General features: G+C 34.9%; 19 protein-coding genes and 1 other annotated feature. Of the genes, 6 read left to right on the plus strand and 13 right to left on the minus strand.

Annotated features, from left to right (window positions below; genetic code table 11):
- The first annotated feature begins 196 nt into the window (after positions 1-196).
- From WCV66_RS25765 to WCV66_RS25775, 3 genes are all read left to right on the plus strand, one after another.
- Positions 197-622 carry a hypothetical protein gene (locus WCV66_RS25765; protein ID WP_066336314.1) on the plus strand — a complete coding sequence of 142 codons (426 nt, stop codon included), beginning with the start codon at positions 197-199 and terminating at the stop codon, positions 620-622.
- Positions 609-1502 (plus strand): ClpXP adapter SpxH family protein, encoded by an 894-nt coding sequence (locus tag WCV66_RS25770; protein ID WP_185654014.1) that lies wholly within the window; start codon positions 609-611, stop codon positions 1500-1502. The genes WCV66_RS25765 and WCV66_RS25770 overlap by 14 nt, the downstream gene beginning before the upstream one ends.
- Before the next feature lie 469 nt (positions 1503-1971).
- A complete protein-coding gene (locus WCV66_RS25775; RefSeq protein WP_232329067.1) occupies positions 1972-2130 on the plus strand; it encodes a hypothetical protein in 159 nt (52 codons plus the stop codon).
- Between the two features lie 298 nt (positions 2131-2428).
- On the opposite strand, the gene pepF is transcribed toward WCV66_RS25775, so the two are convergent.
- The 5 genes from pepF to mecA all read right to left on the minus strand — a co-directional run bounded on the left by pepF (position 2429) and on the right by mecA (position 8355).
- A complete protein-coding gene (pepF, locus tag WCV66_RS25780) occupies positions 2429-4255 on the minus strand; it encodes an oligoendopeptidase F (RefSeq protein ID WP_338787404.1) in 1827 nt (608 codons plus the stop codon).
- Positions 4256-4393: 138 nt separating this feature from the next.
- Positions 4394-4567, minus strand: coding sequence for a hypothetical protein (locus WCV66_RS25785; protein ID WP_185654013.1), 174 nt, complete (start codon positions 4565-4567; stop codon positions 4394-4396).
- Positions 4568-4642: 75 nt separating this feature from the next.
- Complete coding sequence (locus WCV66_RS25790; protein WP_338787405.1) at positions 4643-5830, minus strand: competence protein CoiA; 1188 nt, start codon at positions 5828-5830, stop codon at positions 4643-4645.
- A 130-nt stretch (positions 5831-5960) separates the two neighbouring features.
- Entirely contained in the window at positions 5961-7472 is a 1512-nt protein-coding gene (gene cls / locus WCV66_RS25795; RefSeq protein WP_066336321.1) for a cardiolipin synthase, read from the minus strand.
- 211 nt (positions 7473-7683) lie between these two features.
- Positions 7684-8355 carry an adaptor protein MecA gene (gene mecA / locus WCV66_RS25800; RefSeq protein WP_066336324.1) on the minus strand — a complete coding sequence of 224 codons (672 nt, stop codon included), beginning with the start codon at positions 8353-8355 and terminating at the stop codon, positions 7684-7686.
- A gap of 347 nt (positions 8356-8702) precedes the next feature.
- On the opposite strand from mecA, the gene WCV66_RS25805 reads away from it, so the two are divergent.
- Positions 8703-9377, plus strand: a complete 675-nt coding sequence (locus WCV66_RS25805; protein ID WP_066336325.1) for a TerC family protein — start codon at positions 8703-8705, stop codon at positions 9375-9377.
- A 295-nt stretch (positions 9378-9672) separates the two neighbouring features.
- Here WCV66_RS25805 and spxA read toward each other — a convergent pair whose 3' ends face one another.
- From spxA to WCV66_RS25845, 8 genes are all read right to left on the minus strand, one after another.
- Complete coding sequence (spxA, locus tag WCV66_RS25810) at positions 9673-10068, minus strand: transcriptional regulator SpxA (protein WP_066336328.1); 396 nt, start codon at positions 10066-10068, stop codon at positions 9673-9675.
- 266 nt (positions 10069-10334) lie between these two features.
- Positions 10335-10913, minus strand: coding sequence for a GNAT family N-acetyltransferase (locus WCV66_RS25815; protein ID WP_338787406.1), 579 nt, complete (start codon positions 10911-10913; stop codon positions 10335-10337).
- A 294-nt stretch (positions 10914-11207) separates the two neighbouring features.
- The gene (locus tag WCV66_RS25820; RefSeq protein WP_338787407.1) at positions 11208-12419 is read right to left on the minus strand and encodes a putative glycoside hydrolase; all 1212 of its coding nucleotides are present in this window, start codon (positions 12417-12419) and stop codon (positions 11208-11210) included.
- A 415-nt stretch (positions 12420-12834) separates the two neighbouring features.
- The gene (locus WCV66_RS25825) at positions 12835-13773 is read right to left on the minus strand and encodes an ABC transporter ATP-binding protein (RefSeq protein ID WP_207976757.1); all 939 of its coding nucleotides are present in this window, start codon (positions 13771-13773) and stop codon (positions 12835-12837) included.
- Position 13774: 1 nt separating this feature from the next.
- The gene (locus WCV66_RS25830) at positions 13775-14818 is read right to left on the minus strand and encodes an ABC transporter ATP-binding protein (protein ID WP_338787409.1); all 1044 of its coding nucleotides are present in this window, start codon (positions 14816-14818) and stop codon (positions 13775-13777) included.
- Positions 14819-14836: 18 nt separating this feature from the next.
- Positions 14837-15859 carry an oligopeptide ABC transporter permease gene (gene opp3C / locus WCV66_RS25835; RefSeq protein WP_338787410.1) on the minus strand — a complete coding sequence of 341 codons (1023 nt, stop codon included), beginning with the start codon at positions 15857-15859 and terminating at the stop codon, positions 14837-14839.
- Complete coding sequence (gene opp3b, locus WCV66_RS25840) at positions 15859-16788, minus strand: oligopeptide ABC transporter permease (protein WP_066336340.1); 930 nt, start codon at positions 16786-16788, stop codon at positions 15859-15861. Before opp3b ends, opp3C begins: the two co-directional genes overlap by 1 nt.
- A gap of 146 nt (positions 16789-16934) precedes the next feature.
- Entirely contained in the window at positions 16935-18623 is a 1689-nt protein-coding gene (locus WCV66_RS25845; RefSeq protein WP_338787411.1) for a peptide ABC transporter substrate-binding protein, read from the minus strand.
- Between the two features lie 391 nt (positions 18624-19014).
- On the opposite strand from WCV66_RS25845, the gene WCV66_RS25850 reads away from it, so the two are divergent.
- Both WCV66_RS25850 and trpS read left to right on the plus strand, forming a co-directional pair.
- Positions 19015-19374 (plus strand): DUF3899 domain-containing protein, encoded by a 360-nt coding sequence (locus tag WCV66_RS25850; protein WP_338787412.1) that lies wholly within the window; start codon positions 19015-19017, stop codon positions 19372-19374.
- Positions 19375-19432: 58 nt separating this feature from the next.
- Positions 19433-19639 (plus strand) — a binding site (T-box leader).
- 214 nt (positions 19640-19853) lie between these two features.
- Positions 19854-20843, plus strand: a complete 990-nt coding sequence (gene trpS, locus WCV66_RS25855) for a tryptophan--tRNA ligase (RefSeq protein ID WP_066336349.1) — start codon at positions 19854-19856, stop codon at positions 20841-20843.
- Positions 20844-20935: the final 92 nt, after the last annotated feature.

A 20935-nucleotide genomic window follows, 5' to 3' on the forward strand; every position in this document is an offset into this window, starting at 1 on the left:
TCCTTCATACATAGCTGTCTTAAACATATAATAGGACTAAATTATCAAATTCGATAGAGCGGTTTGTTTGAGATATCTATTATCGCTTGTTAAAATAAATACATTGTTAGATTTTGTTTCAAAAAATAATTTTATGCTTTAAGGATGAATCTGGTTCTTTAATCAACATTAAGCAAACGTTAAAGGAGTAATCAACATGACTGAACAAAACATAACACCATATGAGGCGATTGGAGAAGAAACTCTTTCGCATCTTGTTGATTCCTTTTATGGAAAGGTACAAAAACACCCATTACTGTCTCCAATCTTCCCTGATGACTTAACTGAAACAGCTCGTAAACAAAAGCAATTTCTCACACAATACCTAGGCGGGCCACAAATTTATACGGAAGAACACGGACATCCTATGTTAAGAGCACGTCATCTTCCATTTGAGATTACGCCTACTAGGGCGAATGCTTGGATCAGCTGTATGAAGGAAGCTATGAAGGAAGTTGAGCTTGAGGGTGAACTTAGGGATTTTCTTCTCCATCGACTTCAGCTGACTGCACATCATATGGTAAATACTGCAGAGAACGCTGAAATTGGCAATGTTCAGAAAGAGGTTAATGACAATGAATAACAGTCATGAGAAAAAGGACATCTCCCTCTTTTTCTCGCATTGTAGTGGGCACCCAGATAAACCTTTAGAAATCTATATGTTTGTTGATCCACTTAGCCCTGAATGCTGGGCACTTGAGCCCATGATTAAAAAACTACAAATTGAGTACGGACGTCTTTTTACACTAAAACATATTATTAGTGGCCGTCTTGCAACCTTAAATATCACTAAGAGAAAAAGACCTGATAGATTAGCTCAAGCCTGGGAAAAGACCGCTAGTCGAACAGGTATGTCTTGTGATGGTAAGATTTGGATGGAAAATCCTTTATCAACTCCTTACACTGCTTCACTAGCAATAAAATCAGCTGAACTTCAAGGAAAAAAAGCAGGTCTTCGTTTTTTAAGAAAATTACAAGAGCAGCTATTTATCGAGAATCAAAATGTTTCAGATGAAGAAATGTTAATGAAAATTGCAGAAAAAGTCGGATTAGATGTTGCAGAGTTCCAAAAAGATTTACATTCACAAAGTGCTGCCAAAGCATTACAATGTGATTTAAAAATCACTTCAGAGATGGACGTGCAGGAAATCCCAACACTTGCATTTTTTAGTGAAAATGTTGAAGAAGAGGGCTTAAAAATAACAGGCATTTATTCATATGATATGTATGTACAAGTATTACAGGAAATGATCGGAGATGCTATTAAACCGTCCCATACACCTCCATTAGAGATCTTTTTAAAGCATTATCAATTTGTAGCTTCTGCCGAGATTGCTACAGTTTATAATATGACAATGACAGAAGTAGAAAAAGAGTTGAAAAAACTCGTCCTATCTCAAACTGTTGAAAGAATCCAAGCTAAGCACGGTACGTTTTGGAGATATATTGGTGATCATAAATAGACAGAAAAGGAAATGACTCGTAAAGTGGTCATTTCCTTTTGTTTTAGTTCACCAATTTATGTAAATAACACTAGGCTATCAAGAATACGATATATAATTATTTTAGACAATAAAAAAGACCCTATACAATGTAAAGGGTCTTCTTTTTTATGTCTTAACGACAACAAAGGGGATGGGAGAAATTTTTCACGGTCAAACAAAGGGGTAAATGTTTGTTTGTGATTAACTTCACATCTCTACTATATCAAATCTTGTCGACAATTGACAAGTAGGTGATAGGCTTTTCACAAAAATGTCACAATAGATTCCGCTCAATTCCCGCACTCTTGAGAGTAATAGAGAGACTTATCGAACTTTTACGGGCAGTTTTTTCTTTATTTACTGCCCGTTAAAGTGGGATAAAAGGACATCCTTCATCATATACAATTAATATAGAATACTTTAGGAGGGTGTCTCGAAATTGAAATGGATTATTATCGGAAGTACCGCTACCTTAGTATTGTTTTTTCTTAATTTATTAAGCTTTATGGATATTTTCCCAATTTATATTACATCACCCCTATTATTTATCACTCTTTTCATCACACTTTATCTCATAAATCATCGGAAAACGTTTAAAGGGTTTTAGAGTCAATGGATATCTTTAAATAAGGATGACTCGCCAAACTTTGTTGCTATTACCTAGGAGTACGGTGTGGTTGATTTCCTCTCCAGTTGCTCGCTTTCCACGGGGCGGGCGGTGAGCCTTCTCGGCGTAAACGCCTGCGGGGTCTCACCTGTCCCGCTACTCCCGCAGGAGTCTCGCACATCCGCTCCAATCAACCTAAAAAGTTTTCGTCAAAGAACCTATTTTAAAACAATAATATCTTAGAAAACAGCCATATATAAAAAGGAATGCGCAGATAATCCGGCATTCCTTTTTATTATTAATTATTCATTTTTGTTAAAAGCTCTTCCATCTCATTTAGCTTCTCTTCGAATACTTTACAAGCTTCTTCAATCGGAGCAGAGGATGTCATATCAACGCCAGCTTTTTTAAGTACTTCTATTGGGTAATCAGAGCTACCTGCTTTCAAAAATTCAAGATAACGATCAACTGCTGGTTGACCTTCTTCTAGGATTTGATTGCTTAAGGCAGTTGCAGCACTATAGCCTGTTGCGTACTGATATACATAGTAATTATAGTAGAAATGAGGAATTCTAGACCATTCAAGACCTATTTCTTCATCAACTACAATGTCATCACCGAAATATTTTTTGTTTAACTCATAATATGTTTGTGTCAATAACTCAGGTGTTAATGGTTCTCCATCTTGAGCTTTTTGGTGAATAATATGTTCAAATTCTGCGAACATTGTTTGGCGGAATACTGTGCCTCTGAAGCCTTCAAGGAAATGATTTAATAAGTAGAGACGTTCTTTTTCATCCTCGATAGTGTTTAATAAATAATGATTTAATAAAGCTTCATTACATGTTGATGCAACCTCTGCCACAAAAATTGAATAGTTACCATATGGATATGGTTGAGTTTTGCGAGTATAGTAGCTATGAACAGAATGACCAAATTCATGTGCTAGTGTAAATAGATTATTTACATTATCCTGCCAATTCATAAGGATATACGGATTCGTCCCATAAGTCCCTGATGAATAAGCACCACTTCTTTTCCCTTTGTTCTCATGAATATCAACCCAACGATTTTCAAAACCTTCTTTTAAAATAGAGGTATACTCTTTACCTAATGGTTCAAGACCTTTTAAGATATAATCCTGTGCTTCATCATAGCTGACTTCCATCTTTACATCTTTAATGAGAGGTGTATAAAGATCGTACATATGAACTTCATCCAGTTTTAATACTTCTTTACGCAGCTTTACATAACGTTGCAGAAGGTCTAGGTGCTTATGAACTGTGCTAATTAGGTTTTCGTAAACAGACTCTGGAATATTATCACTGCTTAATGCAGCTTGTCTTGCTGAATCATAATTTCGAACCTTCGCGCTGAAATTATCCTTTTTCACAGTACCGCTTAAAGTACTTGCAAATGTATTTTTAAACCCACCATATGTTTTATATACAGCTTTAAATGCTTCTTCACGTACTCTGCGGTCTTCACTTTCTAAGAAACGAATGTAGCGGCCATGAGTTATTTCAACTTCCTCACCATTTTCATCCTTAATGCTTGGGAAAGTTAGGTCCGCATTATTTAACATTCCAAATGTATTACTAGAGGAGCCAAGAACCTCAGATGCTTGTGCTAATAATTCCTCTTGTTCAGCAGATAATACATGTGGGCGTTGACGGTTAATTTCATCGAGAGAATGCTCATAAAGCTTTAATTCTTCTTTTTCCTCTAAAAATTGTTTAATCTTTGCCTCATCAATTGTTAAAAGCTCTGGGACAATATATGAACTTAAGCTTGATGCTTGTGTATATAAATTTCTTGCACGATCATTTAAAGCTTGATAGCTTGAGTTTGTCGTGTCTTGATCATATCTCATGTGTGCATATGTATAAAGTTTGCCAAGACGCTCCATTACCTTATCTTGATACGTAAGTGCTTCAAATAACGTGTTCGCACTTTCACCAAGCTTACCTTTAAATTCTGCTAGCTTTGGCAAAGCCGCTTTTACTTCTTCATATTCTTTCTCCCATGCTTTGTCGCTTTCAAAAATGTCCTCTAATCTCCACGTATCCTCTGTTTTAATTTCGCTTCTAGTTGGTAGTTTTTTTACTGCAGTTTGTTCTGCCATTGCGCTTCCCCCTTTAGAATGAATTGCAAATGCGGAGCTGGTGCTGATCGAACTTATAAGTGTAAATGCTGTAATGAGAAGTAGTTTTCTTTTGCGCCTCATACTCTTCCTCCGATAGTTTTTCTCCGCATTAGCCATCTATAAATCATTCAGACGATCATCTATCGGATTATTAGAAGAGTATGAATTTATGGTACTATCACTATCTTCACCCTGTATGGCTTCTTTTGTCAAATAGTAAGCTGCAGCACCCGCTCCAAGCAACGAAGCTGTAAACATAAAAGAATTACTTTTTCTTTTCTTATTAAACATATGATCACCTCTTTGTTAATATCTCCCTTTTAATTTGTTCAAAAAATTAATTGCTATTCACCTGAGTTTTTTTTGCTAGTCATATTTATATCTAAGTTTTGCATCCGAACGATATAATTCTTCAATTCTTCTCGACCATTCAATGGTACTTTGCTTAATAAATAGATTTTTTTGTTTTTGCTTTAGGATCGAAAAATGGCAGAGCTGAATTAAATACTCTTTAATGACAAAGGAATAATGCACTTCCACACTTAGTAAGTTTCGAATAGAAATAATTCCTTCTTTGACTTTCTCTGCTATATAATGATAAACATCCTGAAATGTAAATGTGGTATTCAATGATAATGCCTCAATATATAATAAGATCCAGCCTTGCCATACATAAACAGGTGATTCTATTAAGTAATTCGAATTTAAGGGAAGAAAAGCTAGAGATGGCAAATATGTTAAAGGCAATTGCTTAGCCTGATAAAGAAAGAGATTTAAAGCTCTCGTGTCTTTTGATTGAAATCTTAACGCTTTTTGTCGAAATCTTCTGATCTTATCAATCCAAGCTGCCATAATTGTTTTTTTATTTGGTTGTTGGTTGACCAAACTATGATAGGAAATTGATTGAATTGGGTATGTTGAATGGTTAGTAATAACAGATCGTGGAGAAAAAGGAATGATCGAATGAAGGATGATAAATGATTTTAAATCTGGGCAGTAAGAATATAAGGAAAGTGGATCTCGCAAATTTGTCGAACGTGCGAAAAGCCAATGAAAAGAGGAAAGCTGAAATGACTTCGTTCCTGTTCTTTTTAGTAATTTTGCTCCTAATATCCACAAGACCTTCATATCAAGCTTTCCATACTGTAAAGATCTCTTTATCAATAAATTTGAATCAATTGTAGAGCATTGAAATTCAATCGGAACGACTTGATCACCATTCGAAAACAAAATATCTGGACGCTGTTTAATTGTACTTATATACGGTTCAAGCTGCACATCTGTAAGTAGTGATTGCTTTTGCAGCCATTCGAATAAATCTACTTTCCCCTTCATATGATACTGCGTTTCAGGCTCTCCTTTCATTGTACAACCTGTTAACTTTTTATGTGCAAAATGTGCTGTTATGATTGTACCGATTTTTAACTCTACTTCATTAGAACAAGTAGGACAAACAAAATTATTACGCTCTCTCAGTTTTACTAATCCGTGCTTAGTCCACTTTTTTTCTGCTACATTTACTAAGATTCCTTTCTCATCATAAGCTACAAACAAGCATCATTACCTCCCCCTTTAATACAATTTATTATCCATAGTTTTTTCCTTCTTTCAAATTTAAGAAATCGTGTTTTAGAAGTTAAAAAATAAAAAATAGGCTGACTAATTTACATTAGCCAACCTTCAATTAAAGCAATGGAGACAAAAGTCTAGCCGTTGATTCAAAAAGCTTTTTATAAAATGGGCGCTTTGAAAACTCCTCTATGTTTATTGCTCTAGAAAGCTCTATATCCTTCACATACTCATTTACAAGCTTTTGGGTGCTTCCTGTCCGATAAAGGAATGCATTTACCTCAAAGTTTAAATGAAAGCTTCTCATATCCATATTAGCCGTACCTATAGAAGCGAGCTCATAATCAACGATAATGATCTTACTATGCAAAAAACCTTTTTCATATTCATACACTTTTGCACCTGCCTCAAGCAGTTCAGGAAAATAAGAACGAGATGCATAATAAACAATCTTTTTATCAGGTCGCATAGGAACTAACAGTCTTACGTCAATTCCACTAAGTGCCGCAACCTTAAGTGCTGAAAGAATATCCTCATCTGGTACGAAATAAGGTGAGGCAATCCAAATTGATTCTTTCGCAGAAATAATCATTGAAAAAAACAAATTTTTTATGACATCCCACTTATTATCAGGCCCTCCAGCTATAAGTTGCACACCTCCAGTATGCTCAGGCTGCTCAATTGTGGTAGTTAAATATGTATGTGATAACAATTTTTCATCGGTCATGTAATACCAATCCTGTAAAAAGATAATTTGTAGTGTTCTTACAGCCTCACCTTTAATTAAAAGATGGGTATCACGCCAATAACCGAAATAGCTGTTTTTCCCCAAATATTCATCACCTACATTTAATCCCCCAACAAACCCAACAGATCCATCGATCACAATAATTTTTCTGTGATTACGAAAGTTGATTTTGTTATTTAAGAAAGGAATCCGGACAGGTAGGAAGGGAACCATTTCTATACCAGCCATACTTAGTTCCTTAATATAATCTTTTGATAACTTCCAGCAACCAACAGCATCATATAGAAAACGGACCTCTATACCTTCCCGTGCCTTTTCAATTAATACATCCCTTAATTTCCGGCCTACCTCATCATGCCTGATAATATAGTATTCAAGATGGATATGATGTTTTGCCTTTTTTAATTCATTAAAGATATGGTCAAACGTTTCAATTCCGTCGGTTAGGGCTTTTGTTTTTGTCCCAAACGAGATTGGACTATGTCCTAAACGATGGGCTAGTTTAAACAATAATTGCTGATGATCTCCCATATGCTCCATTTTATCTTGATAGGAAGATCGGTTACCCTCAATTTCTAAAAATGCCTTTTCATCTGTTAACGCTTTTTTCTCAAATAAACGTCTCTTTTTAATATTTCTTCCAAAAAGTAAATAGATAAAAAAACCAACTAACGGAAAGCCTCCTAAAACAACCAACCATGTAATGGTATGTGACGGATGACGATTTTCAAGAAATATGACAATACATATAGAAATAATTGATAATGTAAAGAGGACACTTACGGTACCAACTACCATATCCCCCCATAGGTTCTTGGTCAGTAAAATAACGGAAGCAATAACTGCGATAAATAATAAAAAACGAAATGTATTCTTCATTGGTTTCACCTTGACTTTTCTTATTCTTACTTCCCTTTTTCAGATGAAACGAAACCTTTAGGTCGTCTTCCGACATCATCCTGTTGTTTTTAATTTTTCTTAAATATTAAATGCGGTTTCACATATTTTATTACTATGTACGTAAATTAATCCATATATATTTTAATCCCAGATCAAAAAAGCCGATTCCAAATGAAATCGGCTTTCCTAGTTATGAAAAATGCTTTTTAATGACGTTCAATGCATAGTCTTTCGCAATGACATTCCCATATTCTTCAAGACGATGTATCGTCACCTTTGATTCTAATCCATACTCGAGTATTATACTCAATGTATTCTCTATTTCTTCATCGATTACCTCATCATCAAACTCGATATATAAAAAATAGTTTTGGTCAAGTGAGTATAAATGATTCGTCATCTCAGCAGATAACCGATATTTAGACAAGGAAATTAGGTTTTCTAAATCATTAAACCTAAAGACAAATTGTAACTGTTGCTCAAAATCTTCCGTTTGATCATCTTTTGAGTCATCAGGTTTATTAAAATGATGTTCCATTAATGTTTCGATATTTTCATCGATCGGTAGTTCTTTTAATTTATCATCTGAGATTGAAAGTTCCAGCTTTTGTCCATCTTTAGACACTTGAGCCTTTGTTACGATGACTTCCAAGCCTTTATCAAGCGCCTGCACTTGAATCCAAAGAGGACCTTCAACCATAAATTCCTCTTCCTCATGAACTTCATCCATCATTTCCCAGAATAGTTCCTCACTGCGATCACGATTATACCAAATTTCATCACGATCAAAACCACGCTCTTCTATATCCATATACGAAATGTAAAACTTTACGGTATTTTCGTTAATACGTTCAATTTCCATTACTCAACCTTCCCTTCTATTTAAGATGTTGAAGGGACAACCCCCCTCTAGGGTAGTTGTACTTTACTTTACTACACTTTACCCAAAATATTCTATATTTAATCGTGGATAAAGAGAAAGTGTTAGAATTCATCCTCATAAAACATGAGGCGATTCAACACCTTTTTAAAACCTTCAATGATGAAAGAATCTTGTACTCCTATTTTATGATAAAACGTTCTTAAAGGAAATAAAAAAACTCTGATTTTACAAAAACAGTTATTTACCTATATGTTTCTTTAATCATATTTTATGATTGATTTCATATACATGTACGAGCAGTCATTAAGCTGAAAGAGGGTTTATAAATGGAACAAGAGTTTCTATTATCACTATTGGTGATCATCGGAATTGATCTAATACTTGGAGCTGATAATGCAGTAGTTATCGCAATGGCATGTCGTAATTTACCCGTTATTCAGCGAAGTAAGGCAATCATATTCGGAACTATGCTAGCAATTATCTTTCGCATCTTTATAACACTAATTGCTGTTTATTTGTTAGAAATACCTTTTTTACAGCTCGTTGGTGGAGTCTTCCTCATGTATATTGCTTATCATTTACTTACTGGCAAAGATGATGATACAAATAACATAAAAAGTCATGGGTCACTTTGGAAAGCAATAAAGACAATTGTGATTGCAGATCTATTAATGGGATTTGATAATGTTATTGCAGTTGCAGGTGCAGCACAGGGGCATATGGTTTTAGTTGCTTTAGGATTATTAATCTCAATACCTATTATAATTTGGGGAAGTAAAATCATTCTTACTTTACTTACAAAATACCCAATGCTCATTTATGTTGGTGGAGGACTGCTCGCATATACTGCTGGAAAGATGATCACCCAGGAGCACCAACTTCAATCCATCTATATGTCACATCCCCTACTAGCACAAAGTATACCTTACTTAACAACAGCGTTCATTCTTTTTGCAGGTGTCTTATATCAACAAATAATAAGTTCACAAGTTGACAAGTGAATCTTAAACGCATTATTTGCTCACATACATGACTATAAGAGTAGCACAAGCGCCTTGCCTTGTGACGCTCATGAATAGAGGCGTTCTTTGTCTTCAATTCATGAGTGGCTGTAGACCTAAGAGCGTCTAGGCGCTGGAGCTAGACACCAAAACTAAGTACAAAATTTTATACTTTCTTACCTTTTAAAATAAGCAGAGGCAGACTCTAATGAATACCTATAATTAACATGATGTATTGATATAAACATGTTAATTATAGGTGTATATTTAGAATCTGCCTCTTATATAGTTCCGTTTAGTTAACTAAACGCTGTGCTTCTTTAAGCTGATAAGTACGCACACGGCGTGGAAGAAAACGGCGAATTTCATCTTCGTTATAACCTACCTGAAGTCTTTTTTCATCAATAATAATTGGTCGACGAAGCAGACCTGGATTATCTTGAATAAGATTATATAAATCTTGCAATGGCATTGACTCTAGGTTGATATTTAATTTTTGGAAAGTCTTTGAGCGAGTTGAAATAATTTCATCTGTGCCATCCTCAGTCATTCTTAATATTTCTTTTATTTCTTGTTTCGTCAATGGCTCTGAAAAAATATTTCGCTCAGTGTATGATATATCATGTTCTTCCAACCATGCTTTCGCTTTTCTACATGAAGTACAGCTTGGTGATGTATATAATGTGACCATTCATCCTTCACTCCTCTATTATAGAATGAGTTTACAATCAAACCAAAACGTATATTAAAATTAAAATTACTTTAAATAAGAAATCATATTTTGATTATACTATAAAAAAGTAAGTATGCATATAGAAATTAAATTAAAAGTGTGACAAAACCATTACATACATTAAGAAACCTTAAATATTACGGATGTTCTTGAAAGGCATATTTTTTAAACAATGAAATTTATGTAGCCATTTATTCCATTATCCCTTAGGTATTCATTCTCAATTAACTTAACTCATCGAAAATGTTTTTGTTTTTACCTTCCATATCCAATGACAAAACTTCGCTAACAGGCTGGTACGACTCACCATATAACTCTTTATCTTTGAAGGTATGGATCATATTGTACGTCTCTTTCATTGCTTCATAAATATGTTCTTCTGATTCATCATTTGGGGCCCAATAAAGGATTTCCATTTTGTTTACTTCATTAGTAGCAAGAGAGCGCCGCTCATAGCCTATGGTATCAGCATGTTTAAAGTCCTCTCTTTGATAAAACTTTAATCTTTTCTCTGTATCTGTGTCTTCATAGTTAACAGGCTCTACTTCCAGGATAATTGGTTTCCCTTTTTTCTTTAACTTTTCTAAAAGCTTATGGCCAAGCCCTTCACCACGAGCATCTTTAGAAACAAAAATGTAGTCGATGAAAATAAAATCATTAAGCTCTGCATACATCATCACATGGTGTTTCCCTTCATCCTTATGATAAATGTCAGCTCTTTCTTTAAGTAAAGCTTCCATATGTGCCTTCGATTTCATTTCTTCAATGGGAAAATACTGATTCAACTTCTCATACCAGTTCATTGATCTACTCCCTTTTGTTTTCATCTTTAATAAATTCTCCCATGTTTTGATATACCCTTCTTTTTTCAGGATAAACATGGTAAATTTATCATTTATAGCGTTAATAAGTAAGTATGGTGGTAACAAGTAGATGAAGTCGTGATTGCTCCACTTTTTGCATATATTGAACTGCTCTCCAAACTTATTGAGCCCCACTCACTTATTTTTAAACAAGACTCACTTTTTTACTCTTTATCTTGTACAAATTCACATAGAAAAAAGGCTAGATATTTCATCTAACCTAGAGTCTATCGGTCATTTAGTTAAAGGCGTATAGTCAACACCTAGTGTATATGTATTACCAGCATTCCATAAAAGAAACTCGTTAATTCCTTGCTCATTTAAAGCTTTAATTTGAGCTTCAACCTCTTCTTTCCCGTATTGTTGATAATTACCTTTCCCTAAATAGGATGCAGTAAAATCTTGAATCCAAGGTCTGGAAATTGGTTTATTTTTAATTAGTGCAAGTTTTTGACTTTCTAATTTTGCATATTCTGTAATCAGTCGATATGGTTCCAGATCAGGCTTTGATATTCCAAAATAAGATGTCCAATGACTAGGGTAAATCATTGAGGATATAACATCTACATGCTCAGAAATTTTAGAGAAGTTTTGCCCTATTCCTGGTGCTTCTGGGAGAGTTGCTGTATAGCCAAATATATCAACAGAAACTTTTATTCCATATGGTTTTAATTTTTCTTTAGCATATGAGACAAAATCTGTAACAGCTGTTACTCGTTTTTGAACATTATCTTGATCGGATTTAGCGTATTTTCCTTCATTAAACGTTAATTCATCATCTCTTCGCTCAAAGCCTTCCGGAAACCGAACATAATCAAATTGGATTTCTTGAAAACCAAGCTTCGCTGCCTCTATTGCTATATTTACATTATAGTCCCAAACTTCTTGTAGAAACGGGTTTACAAATGACTCACCTCTGCCATTTTTCCAAACCTTTTCCCCGTCTTTAAACGACCATTCAGGATTTTTAGTCGCTAAAACAGTATCCTTAAAAACAACAACTCTAGCAATCGGATAGATTTGTTCCTTTTCTAACGTTTTAAGAACTTTTTTGGGATCTTTTATATAATTTTTACTTATTGGATAAAAGGGTGATGACTTCTCTGGCAGGTAGGTTAAATTACCATAGTCATCCTTGATATCAATGACCATTGCATTTAAATCTGAACTTTTCACCAAGGAAGTAAGTTTTTCAAACGTTGTCCCCCCTGCTGAATGCCCTGTTACATAAACACCACGTACCGCATCAGGATATGAAAAGGAAAAACCAGAATCAAAAGCAAACCTTGGGATAGGCTTTGGAAGAGTCTTAACTTCTAGAAGTAATTTATTTTGTACATGTTGTTTAATCCCTAAGTTAGTCTCTGCATGAGAATTTATTGGCAAAAAGACAATATATATGAAAAAAATTGTGATGATCATTTGAACCTTAATATAATAACGCATTAGTAATCCCCCATTTTAATTTCTATTTTTATTATATAGAAAATAATCAAGCCTATATAGATTAATAAGTAGGATTTCTATTACGGATTAATGTAACGGTTTAAAAAAACCTTGTCATTCAGTATATGCACCATGTCCTATGAAGATAAAGAAAACTTTTAGGTTTTAAGTTAGGCTCTTCTCTAAAAGATTGTTGTTTTTGAACAAAACTGATTAGGTTGATTGGAACGGATATGCGAGACTCCTGTGGGAGTAGCGGGACAGATGAGATCCCACCCCACGGAAAGCGAGCATCCTGGAGCGTCAATCAACCAACCAATACTATTTAAAAGCTACAAAGTTTGCAAAAACAGCCTTAAGTTAAAATACGACAAAAAAAGATTGCCCTTTAATATCAAAGGCAATCTCAAATTGTTTATGAATATTGTTTTTTATATTGAGCAAATTCGGTTTGTGAACACATGACAAAATGACCTGGCTTCACTTCACGGAATTCAACTTCTTCATCTGGCTTGTAATTGTGCATACTTGGATTATATGTCTTCCTAACACGGGTGCGTTCATAATCGGGATCCGGAAGTGGAATTGCCGATAATAACGACTGTGTATATGGATGAATCGGATTATTGTAAAGTTCATTAGCATCGGCAAGCTCTACTAGCTTTCCAAAATACATAACCCCAATACGATCACTAATGTACTTAACCATTGAAAGGTCATGGGCAATGAATAAATAAGTTAGCCCTTTTTCCTTTTGAAGTTTTCTCATTAAGTTTACAACCTGTGCTTGGATGGACACATCAAGAGCCGAGATTGGTTCATCAGCAATAATAAATTCCGGTTCCACAGCAAGAGCACGAGCAATTCCAATTCGTTGACGTTGTCCACCACTAAACTCATGTGGGTAACGATTTGCATGCTCTTTGTTTAAACCAACTGTTTCAAGAAGTTCGATTACGCGATTCATACGTTCTGTTTTAGATTTAGCAAGACCATGAATATCAATACCTTCAGCAATAATATCTGAGACCTTCATTCGCGGATTCAACGATGCTTGGGGATCCTGAAAGATCATTTGCATTTTTCGGTTGAATTCCTTTAGCTGTGACCTTGATTTTTTCCCATGAACATCCGTTCCATCAAATATGACTTCACCATCTGTTGCATCATATAAACGAATAATTGTTCTTCCAGTTGTTGATTTTCCACAGCCAGATTCACCAACTAATCCTAACGTCTCACCTTTATAAATATCAAATGAAATATTATCAACCGCTTTAACTTCGTTAGGTTTACCTACGTTAAAGTATTGTTTTAGATTTTTTATTTCTACTAGTTTTTCTTTATTCGCCACCTTAGTTTCCCTCCTTTTTTTCAGGGAATTGACGTTGACGTCGCTTTACTGCAGCAGGTGGTTCTACCTTTGGTGCGTCAGGGTGAAGTAACCATGTTGCTGCATAATGTGTATCAGATACTTTAAACATTGGTGGCTGCTCTTCCAAATCAATTTTCATCACATACTCATTACGAGGTGCGAAGGCATCACCTTTTGGAGGATGTAATAAATTTGGTGGAGTTCCAGGAATTGCATATAATTCTTCATCTTCACTATCAAGACTTGGCATTGAACTAATTAATCCCCATGTATAAGGATGTTGTGGATTATAGAATACCTCGTCAACTGTACCAATCTCAACAATTTTTCCACCGTACATAACCGCAACTCGATCAGCTACGTTTGCTACCACACCAAGGTCATGTGTAATAAAAACAATTGATGTATCAATCTTTTTTTGTAGTTCTTTCATAAGCTCTAAAATTTGCGCTTGAATCGTTACATCCAATGCTGTTGTTGGCTCATCAGCAATTAAAACCTTTGGATTACATGCAAGTGCAATGGCAATAACGACCCTTTGTCTCATCCCACCAGAGAATTGATGTGGATATTGATTGAAACGAGCTTCTGGTTGTGGAATCCCAACTAATCTTAACAAATCAATCGCACGCTCTTTTGCAGCACTCTTACTTAAATTTTGATGCTTAACAATCGGCTCAATGATTTGCTTTCCAATTTTCATTGTGGGATTTAATGATGTCATCGGGTCTTGGAAAATCATTGAAATATCTTTTCCACGGATTTTTTGCATCGCTTTATTAGATAACTTGGCTAAGTCTTTGCCTTCAAAGAGGATTTCACCGTTCTTAATTTCAGAGTTTGATTCAGGTAACAAGCGCATAATCGCTTTTGTTGTTACAGATTTACCTGATCCAGATTCACCAACAATTGCTAAAGTCTCACCTTTGAGTAAATCAAAATCGACTCCTCGAATTGCCTGTACTTCTCCTGAAAACGTATGGAATGAAATGTGCAAGTCTTTAACCTCTAAGATTTTTTCCATTATTATTCACCTACCTTTTTAGTCGCGCATTTTCGGATCCAAAGCATCGCGTAGTCCATCTGCAATCATGTTAAAACAGATCATAATTAAACTGATAACCACTGCCGGTATTATCATTTGATAAGGGTATAATTGAAGTACTTTAAAACCGTCATCAATAAGTGTACCTAATGAAGCTAATGGTGGCTGTAACCCTAAACCAATGAAACTTAAAAATGCTTCGAAGAAAATTGCATTTGGAATTGTAAACATCGTATTAATGATAATTACACCTGCTAAATTGGGAAGTAGATGCTTCCAAATTATTTTCCCATTTGCAAGTCCCAGTGTTCTAGCTGCTAAAACATATTCTTGTTGCTTTAATTTCATTACTTGAGCACGTACTACCCTTGCCATTCCGACCCATCCAGTAATCGTTAATGCAATGGTAATAGATAAAATACCTGGATCTAATACAATAATCATTAGGATTACGACAACTAGGTTTGGAATCCCAACTAATATTTCTGTAATACGTTGCAAAATATTATCTGTTCGACCACCTACGAAACCAGAAATCGCACCATATATAACACCAATAACCATGTCTATAACTGCAGCTAATACAGCGATATATAAAGAAACTTGTGTTCCTTTCCATACACGTGTAAAGAGATCACGACCTAGACTATCAGTACCTAACCAATAATATTCGTCAACATTCTTTTGCTCATAGGCATTGTAAACATCGCCATTTCTTCTTTCTAAATCACCATCAAATGGTAACCAGCTAACATTTTCTAACACTGGAATTCTTGGTGGTAAATTATTGTGTTTTAAATTTTGATCATCATATCCATGATCATTAATGTGTGGACCTACAAGAGCCATAATTGTTAATAGCACTAAGACAACTAAACTAACTATCGCTCCTTTATTTTTCCTCACTCGTAACCATGCATCTTGCCAATAATTAAGACTTGGTTTTGAAATCTCTTCACTTTTGTTAGCATCTATTTGAGCGGGAGTAAACATGTCTTTTGTTATTTTTTCTTGTGCCATTATTTTTTCCCTCCCGCTAATCGAATCCGCGGATCAATAATTCCATATAGTATATCTACAATTAAGATAACAACAACGAATAGTACCGCAAAAAGGATAGTAGTACCCATGATGACAGGATAATCATTTACTGTAATAGATTTAACGAATTGTTCACCAAGACCTGGAATACCAAATATTTTTTCAATAACTAATGAGCCCGTCATTAAACTTACAACCAACGGCCCTAAAACAGTGATAACCGGAATTAATGCATTTCGAAGCGCATGCTTAAATGCGATATCAAACCAGCTTGCACCTTTTGCCTTTGCCAGGGTAATGTAATCAGATTCTAACACCTCTACCATTTCGGTTCTAACAAACCTAGCTGCAGTAGCAATCGGGAACATCGCTAAAGCAATTGTTGGTAACACCGTATATTCTGGTCCTCTCCAAAACGCAACAGGGAACCAACCTAATTTTACACCGATATAATATTGCAATAGTCCCGCAAATACGAATGAAGGTATTGATTTCCCTAAAACGGCGATAAATGTTGAGCTATAATCAACCCATGTATTTTGTTTTAACGCTGAGATAACTCCCAAAATAATTCCAAAAATTGTTCCAAATAGAATTGCTTGAAACCCAAGTGTTGCCGAGGGACCAATACTATTTAAAAGAATTTCAGTAACACCTACATTATCGAATTGAAAGGAAACACCTAAGTCTCCTTTCAACATATTCACCATATAGTTCATATATTGAACTGGCATTGGCTCATCTAAACCATACTTGTCTTTCATGATCGTAAGCTGTGTTTCAGATAATTTACCAGCATTCGTAAAAGGCGTACCAGGGATAATTTTCATGAGGAAAAATGTAAACGTGGCAATTAAAAATAGAGTAATGATCATATAAAATATACGTTGAGTTAAGTATTTCACCATATGAGTGCACCTCCCGAAGATTTTGAATTTTCTACAAAGTTCGACAATTTTCCAGCAAGGGAAAAGAGAGTATATTGACAATCAACATACTCTCTTTCAACCAAGGTAGTCATTGTAACAGTTAGACATAGTTAATTAAAAACGTATTATTTTACAGATGTCCATTTAAAGCTATATTCTGGACCTACTAAATGGTAAGTGAATCCATCAACCTTCTCATTTACTAATACGTTTGAAGAACGTTGATAAAGTGGTGCAATCGCAGCGTCTTCTTCAAGTAAAATTTTCTCAGCTTGAGCAAGAGCATCATAACGCTCTACTGGTTGCTGAGCTAAAGTTGTTTGAGCATCTTTTACTAACTTATCGTATTTCTCATTAGAGTAATCCATCTTATTGTTTCCTCCGCCAGTTAACCATAAGTCAGAGAAAGTCATTGGATCTAAGTAATCAGGACCCCAACCAGCTAATTGGATATCATAATCCTGAGAATTTTCACGGTCTAAACGTACGCTAAATGGTACACTTTCAACTTTAAGTTTTAGACCTGGAAGATTTGTTTCTAATTGGTTTTTAATGTATTCAGCTGTTTTCTTAGCACTTTCAGTATCATCACCTAAGTATCTAACTTCAACTGTATCTGTTCCAATCGCTGCTAAGCCTTTTTCCCAAGCCTTTTTCGCTTCATCTACATTATAAGGTAATAATTCGTTTCCATTAATTTCACGGAAGTCTTTACCATCCTCATTTTTAGCAAATTCTTGTGGAACAGCATAGTTTGCAACAATTGAACCATTGTTTAATACACTGTTTACATAATCTTCTTTATTAATTGCTTGGGCAATTGCCTTACGGATATCTGGGTTTTTCAATGCTTCATTTTCTTTTTGGTTAAATTTAAGCCAGAAAATTGTTGGCTCTAACCATGTAACCATTCTCTCATCGCCTTCATATTGAGGAACGATGTCAGATGAAAGCTTACCTGTTACATCAGCTTCACCAGTTTCAAATGCATTTGCGGATGACTGTGAATCCTTCAATACATTCCATTGAACTGTTTCTAGCTTAACTGTTTCAGCATCCCAATAATCTTTATTTTTAGAGTAAGTCCATTCAGATGCTGTGCTTCCACCCCAGTCAGATAAAACGAATGGTCCGTTAAATACTAGGTTTTCCGCAGTTTTTGCGTAATTTTCACCTTGTTCTTCAACAAACTTTTGATTTTGTGGATAGAACGTTGGGAACGCCATTAAAGATTTAAAGTAAGGAATTGGTCTTTCTAATGTAACTTCAAGTGTTTTTTCATCAATTGCTTTAACACCTAAAGTGTTAAGATCATATTCTTTTTTCGCTGCTCCAGCTGCAGAAATTTCAGCAGCACCTTTAATTTTCCCATCCATCATGTATGGACCATAAGGTGAAGCATTTTCGGGATTAATTGCTCGTTGCCAAGCATAAACAAAGTCGTTAGCGGTTACAGAATCACCGTTAGACCATTTTGCATCTCTTAATTTAAATGTGTAAACTGTTCCGTCTTCACTAACTTCAGGATCACCATCAGCCATACCAGGAACTACTTCTTGGTTAGGATCAAGACGATATAATCCTTCCATTACATTGTTCATTGTAGTGAAACTTACTGTATCTTGGGCCATAACGCTATCCATTGATGGAATCGCTTGTGATTCTAATGCTTTAATTTCTTGTGTTGCTTCTTTACCTTCATCAGCACCAGTATCTGTCTCTTTCCCAGTATCCCCGCCACCGTTACATGCTGCTAAGAACATACTGAGTACTAGTGTTAAAGCTAAAAGTAGAAAATATTTCGACCTTTTCACTAATAGACCTCCCTTTTATTTATACAAGTTGTACTTACAACGTTATTATACAAGTATTCAAACAATTGTGCATTTATTTTTTTAATAAAATTTACACAAATGCAACAATATTAAGTTTTCAAGAGAAAAAATAGTTCTAAATACCCACTTAACTTTACATAACTTTTACTATTTTACTTACAAACGCTTTAACGCGTTGACTTGTAAAGGGTTACATAATCTAACAAATATTCTCCCTATCCAAATGCAATTTACTACACAATTCGACAACTATCTTGTGAATATTCATTCAAATTGCATTATCAGAATAACTTTATTTCTATTTTTAGCTCCACCACCTTTCATTTGATATAATGGTTATTAACGTATATTGGAAAGAGAGTGGTTTAAATTGCTCCAAAAAAGAACATTTACTCTATTTATTGTGTCTCTATGTACAACAATCTTACTTTCTTTTTTCATTTACCAAAAATTAACTTTACTATCATTCATTAATATTTCATTTATTATAGCTGGTTCTTTATTATTCTTATCACTTTTAACCATGACTGTTAAAGGTGGCTTCTTTGATGGAATTTCTTATGGATTTCGCAGAATGTTTATATCAAAGGGTCAAGAGCTATCAAAAAAGGAAATTAATGAAATGACCCCTGTCTCTGAGTTATTGAATTTCGATCATTCTTCGATTCTTTTTTGTGGTCTTCTCATGACAGCTATCATGCTAGTAGCTCTTTTTATTTACTATTTATAGCCCTTTTCTTGAAAAGATTTGCAAAAATTCACTCCGTTTCTTATAATAAGAAAAAAATAGTTAAGCTATGACAAAGAATAGTACATACAAGATTCATTAAAAGAGAGCCTGTGGTTGCTGTGAACAGGTAATGAACAGTATGGAATGGACTTTTGAGCTTCTGTGCAGAAAATAGTACGTGCAGACGTAATCTTGCGTTAAAGATTGAAGTGATTTCTACTGTTTAGAAATAAGTAGGGTGGCACCGCGGTCCATCGTCCCTATCAATTGGGTACGAGTGGGCTTATTTTATTTGAAAAGCGGAAGCGCCTTGTTCAGCCCCGACATGCACAAGACGATTATCACAGAAAGGTGTTCGTTACCTTTCAGTGATAATTGGCTTGTGACCTCGAGGGGCTAGGCGCTGTAGCTAGACACGAACACTAAGTACAAAACTCACTTGATTAAAACTTAATACTAATTAAACCAGGAGGATAAACATGAAAACAATTTTTTCAGGTATTCAACCGAGCGGATCAGTTACTTTAGGGAATTATATTGGTGCATTGAAACAGTTTGTCGATTTACAAAATGAATATAATTGTTACTTCTGTATCGTTGATCAACATGCAATTACAGTTGCTCAAGATCGACTCAATTTAAGAAAAAACATTAAAAGTCTTGCCGCACTTTATTTAGCGGTTGGCTTAGATCCTGAAAAAGTGACACTTTTCATTCAATCAGAGGTTCCGGCTCACGCTCAGGCAGGATGGATGTTACAATGTGTCGCTTATATCGGTGAACTCGAAAGAATGACACAGTTTAAAGATAAATCTCAAGGTAAAGAAGCTGTTTCAGCCGGGCTTCTCACATACCCACCATTAATGGCTGCAGATATTCTGCTATATAATACTGATCTAGTACCTGTAGGTGAGGACCAGAAACAACATTTAGAATTAACGAGAGATCTAGCTGAACGATTTAACAAAAAATATAATGACATCTTTACAATCCCTGAAGTACGTATACCAAAAGTAGGTGCTCGAATAATGTCACTTGCAGAGCCTACCAAGAAAATGAGTAAATCAGATGCAAACCAAAAAGCATTTATCACATTATTAGATGAACCAAAGCAAATCGAAAAAAAGATCAAAAGTGCCGTAACCGACTCAGATGGAATTGTTAAATATGACAAAGAAAATAAACCCGGTGTTTCAAATCTCTTGTCTATATATTCCATCTTAAATAATGAATCTATCGAGCAAATTGAAGCAAGGTATGAAGGTAAAGGCTATGGAGATTTTAAAAATGATGTTGCAGAAGTGGTTGTAAACACATTAACACCAATTCAAGAAAGATATAAACAACTAATGGAATCTGATGAATTGGACCGAATATTAGACCAAGGTGCTGAAAAAGCGAATGCTGTTGCAAATAAAATGGTGAGAAAAATGGAAAATGCTATGGGATTAGGTCGAAAACGGAAATAATGACATAACAATGTAACAGTCTAAAGAAATATCAGATCATTATAGTTCCTATCTTAACTTAAGATAGGAACTATTTTTTACAACTGCCCCCA

It is taken from the genome of Metabacillus rhizosphaerae, assembly GCF_037201795.1.
Lineage (GTDB): Bacteria > Bacillota > Bacilli > Bacillales > Bacillaceae > Metabacillus > Metabacillus rhizosphaerae.

Bases quoted from the DNA above. Each gene is read 5' to 3' on its own strand.
- WCV66_RS25765 (WP_066336314.1), top strand. From the start codon at position 197: ATGACTGAACAAAACATAACACCATATGAGGCGATTGGAGAAGAAACT.
- WCV66_RS25770 (WP_185654014.1), top strand. From the start codon at position 609: ATGACAATGAATAACAGTCATGAGAAAAAGGACATCTCCCTCTTTTTC.
- pepF (WP_338787404.1), bottom strand. From the start codon at position 4,255: ATGGCAGAACAAACTGCAGTAAAAAAACTACCAACTAGAAGCGAAATT.
- WCV66_RS25785 (WP_185654013.1), bottom strand. From the start codon at position 4,567: ATGTTTAATAAGAAAAGAAAAAGTAATTCTTTTATGTTTACAGCTTCG.
- cls (WP_066336321.1), bottom strand. From the start codon at position 7,472: ATGAAGAATACATTTCGTTTTTTATTATTTATCGCAGTTATTGCTTCC.
- mecA (WP_066336324.1), bottom strand. From the start codon at position 8,355: ATGGAAATTGAACGTATTAACGAAAATACCGTAAAGTTTTACATTTCG.
- WCV66_RS25805 (WP_066336325.1), top strand. From the start codon at position 8,703: ATGGAACAAGAGTTTCTATTATCACTATTGGTGATCATCGGAATTGAT.
- spxA (WP_066336328.1), bottom strand. From the start codon at position 10,068: ATGGTCACATTATATACATCACCAAGCTGTACTTCATGTAGAAAAGCG.
- WCV66_RS25815 (WP_338787406.1), bottom strand. From the start codon at position 10,913: ATGAACTGGTATGAGAAGTTGAATCAGTATTTTCCCATTGAAGAAATG.
- WCV66_RS25820 (WP_338787407.1), bottom strand. From the start codon at position 12,419: ATGCGTTATTATATTAAGGTTCAAATGATCATCACAATTTTTTTCATA.
- WCV66_RS25830 (WP_338787409.1), bottom strand. From the start codon at position 14,818: ATGGAAAAAATCTTAGAGGTTAAAGACTTGCACATTTCATTCCATACG.
- opp3C (WP_338787410.1), bottom strand. From the start codon at position 15,859: ATGGCACAAGAAAAAATAACAAAAGACATGTTTACTCCCGCTCAAATA.
- opp3b (WP_066336340.1), bottom strand. From the start codon at position 16,788: ATGGTGAAATACTTAACTCAACGTATATTTTATATGATCATTACTCTA.
- trpS (WP_066336349.1), top strand. From the start codon at position 19,854: ATGAAAACAATTTTTTCAGGTATTCAACCGAGCGGATCAGTTACTTTA.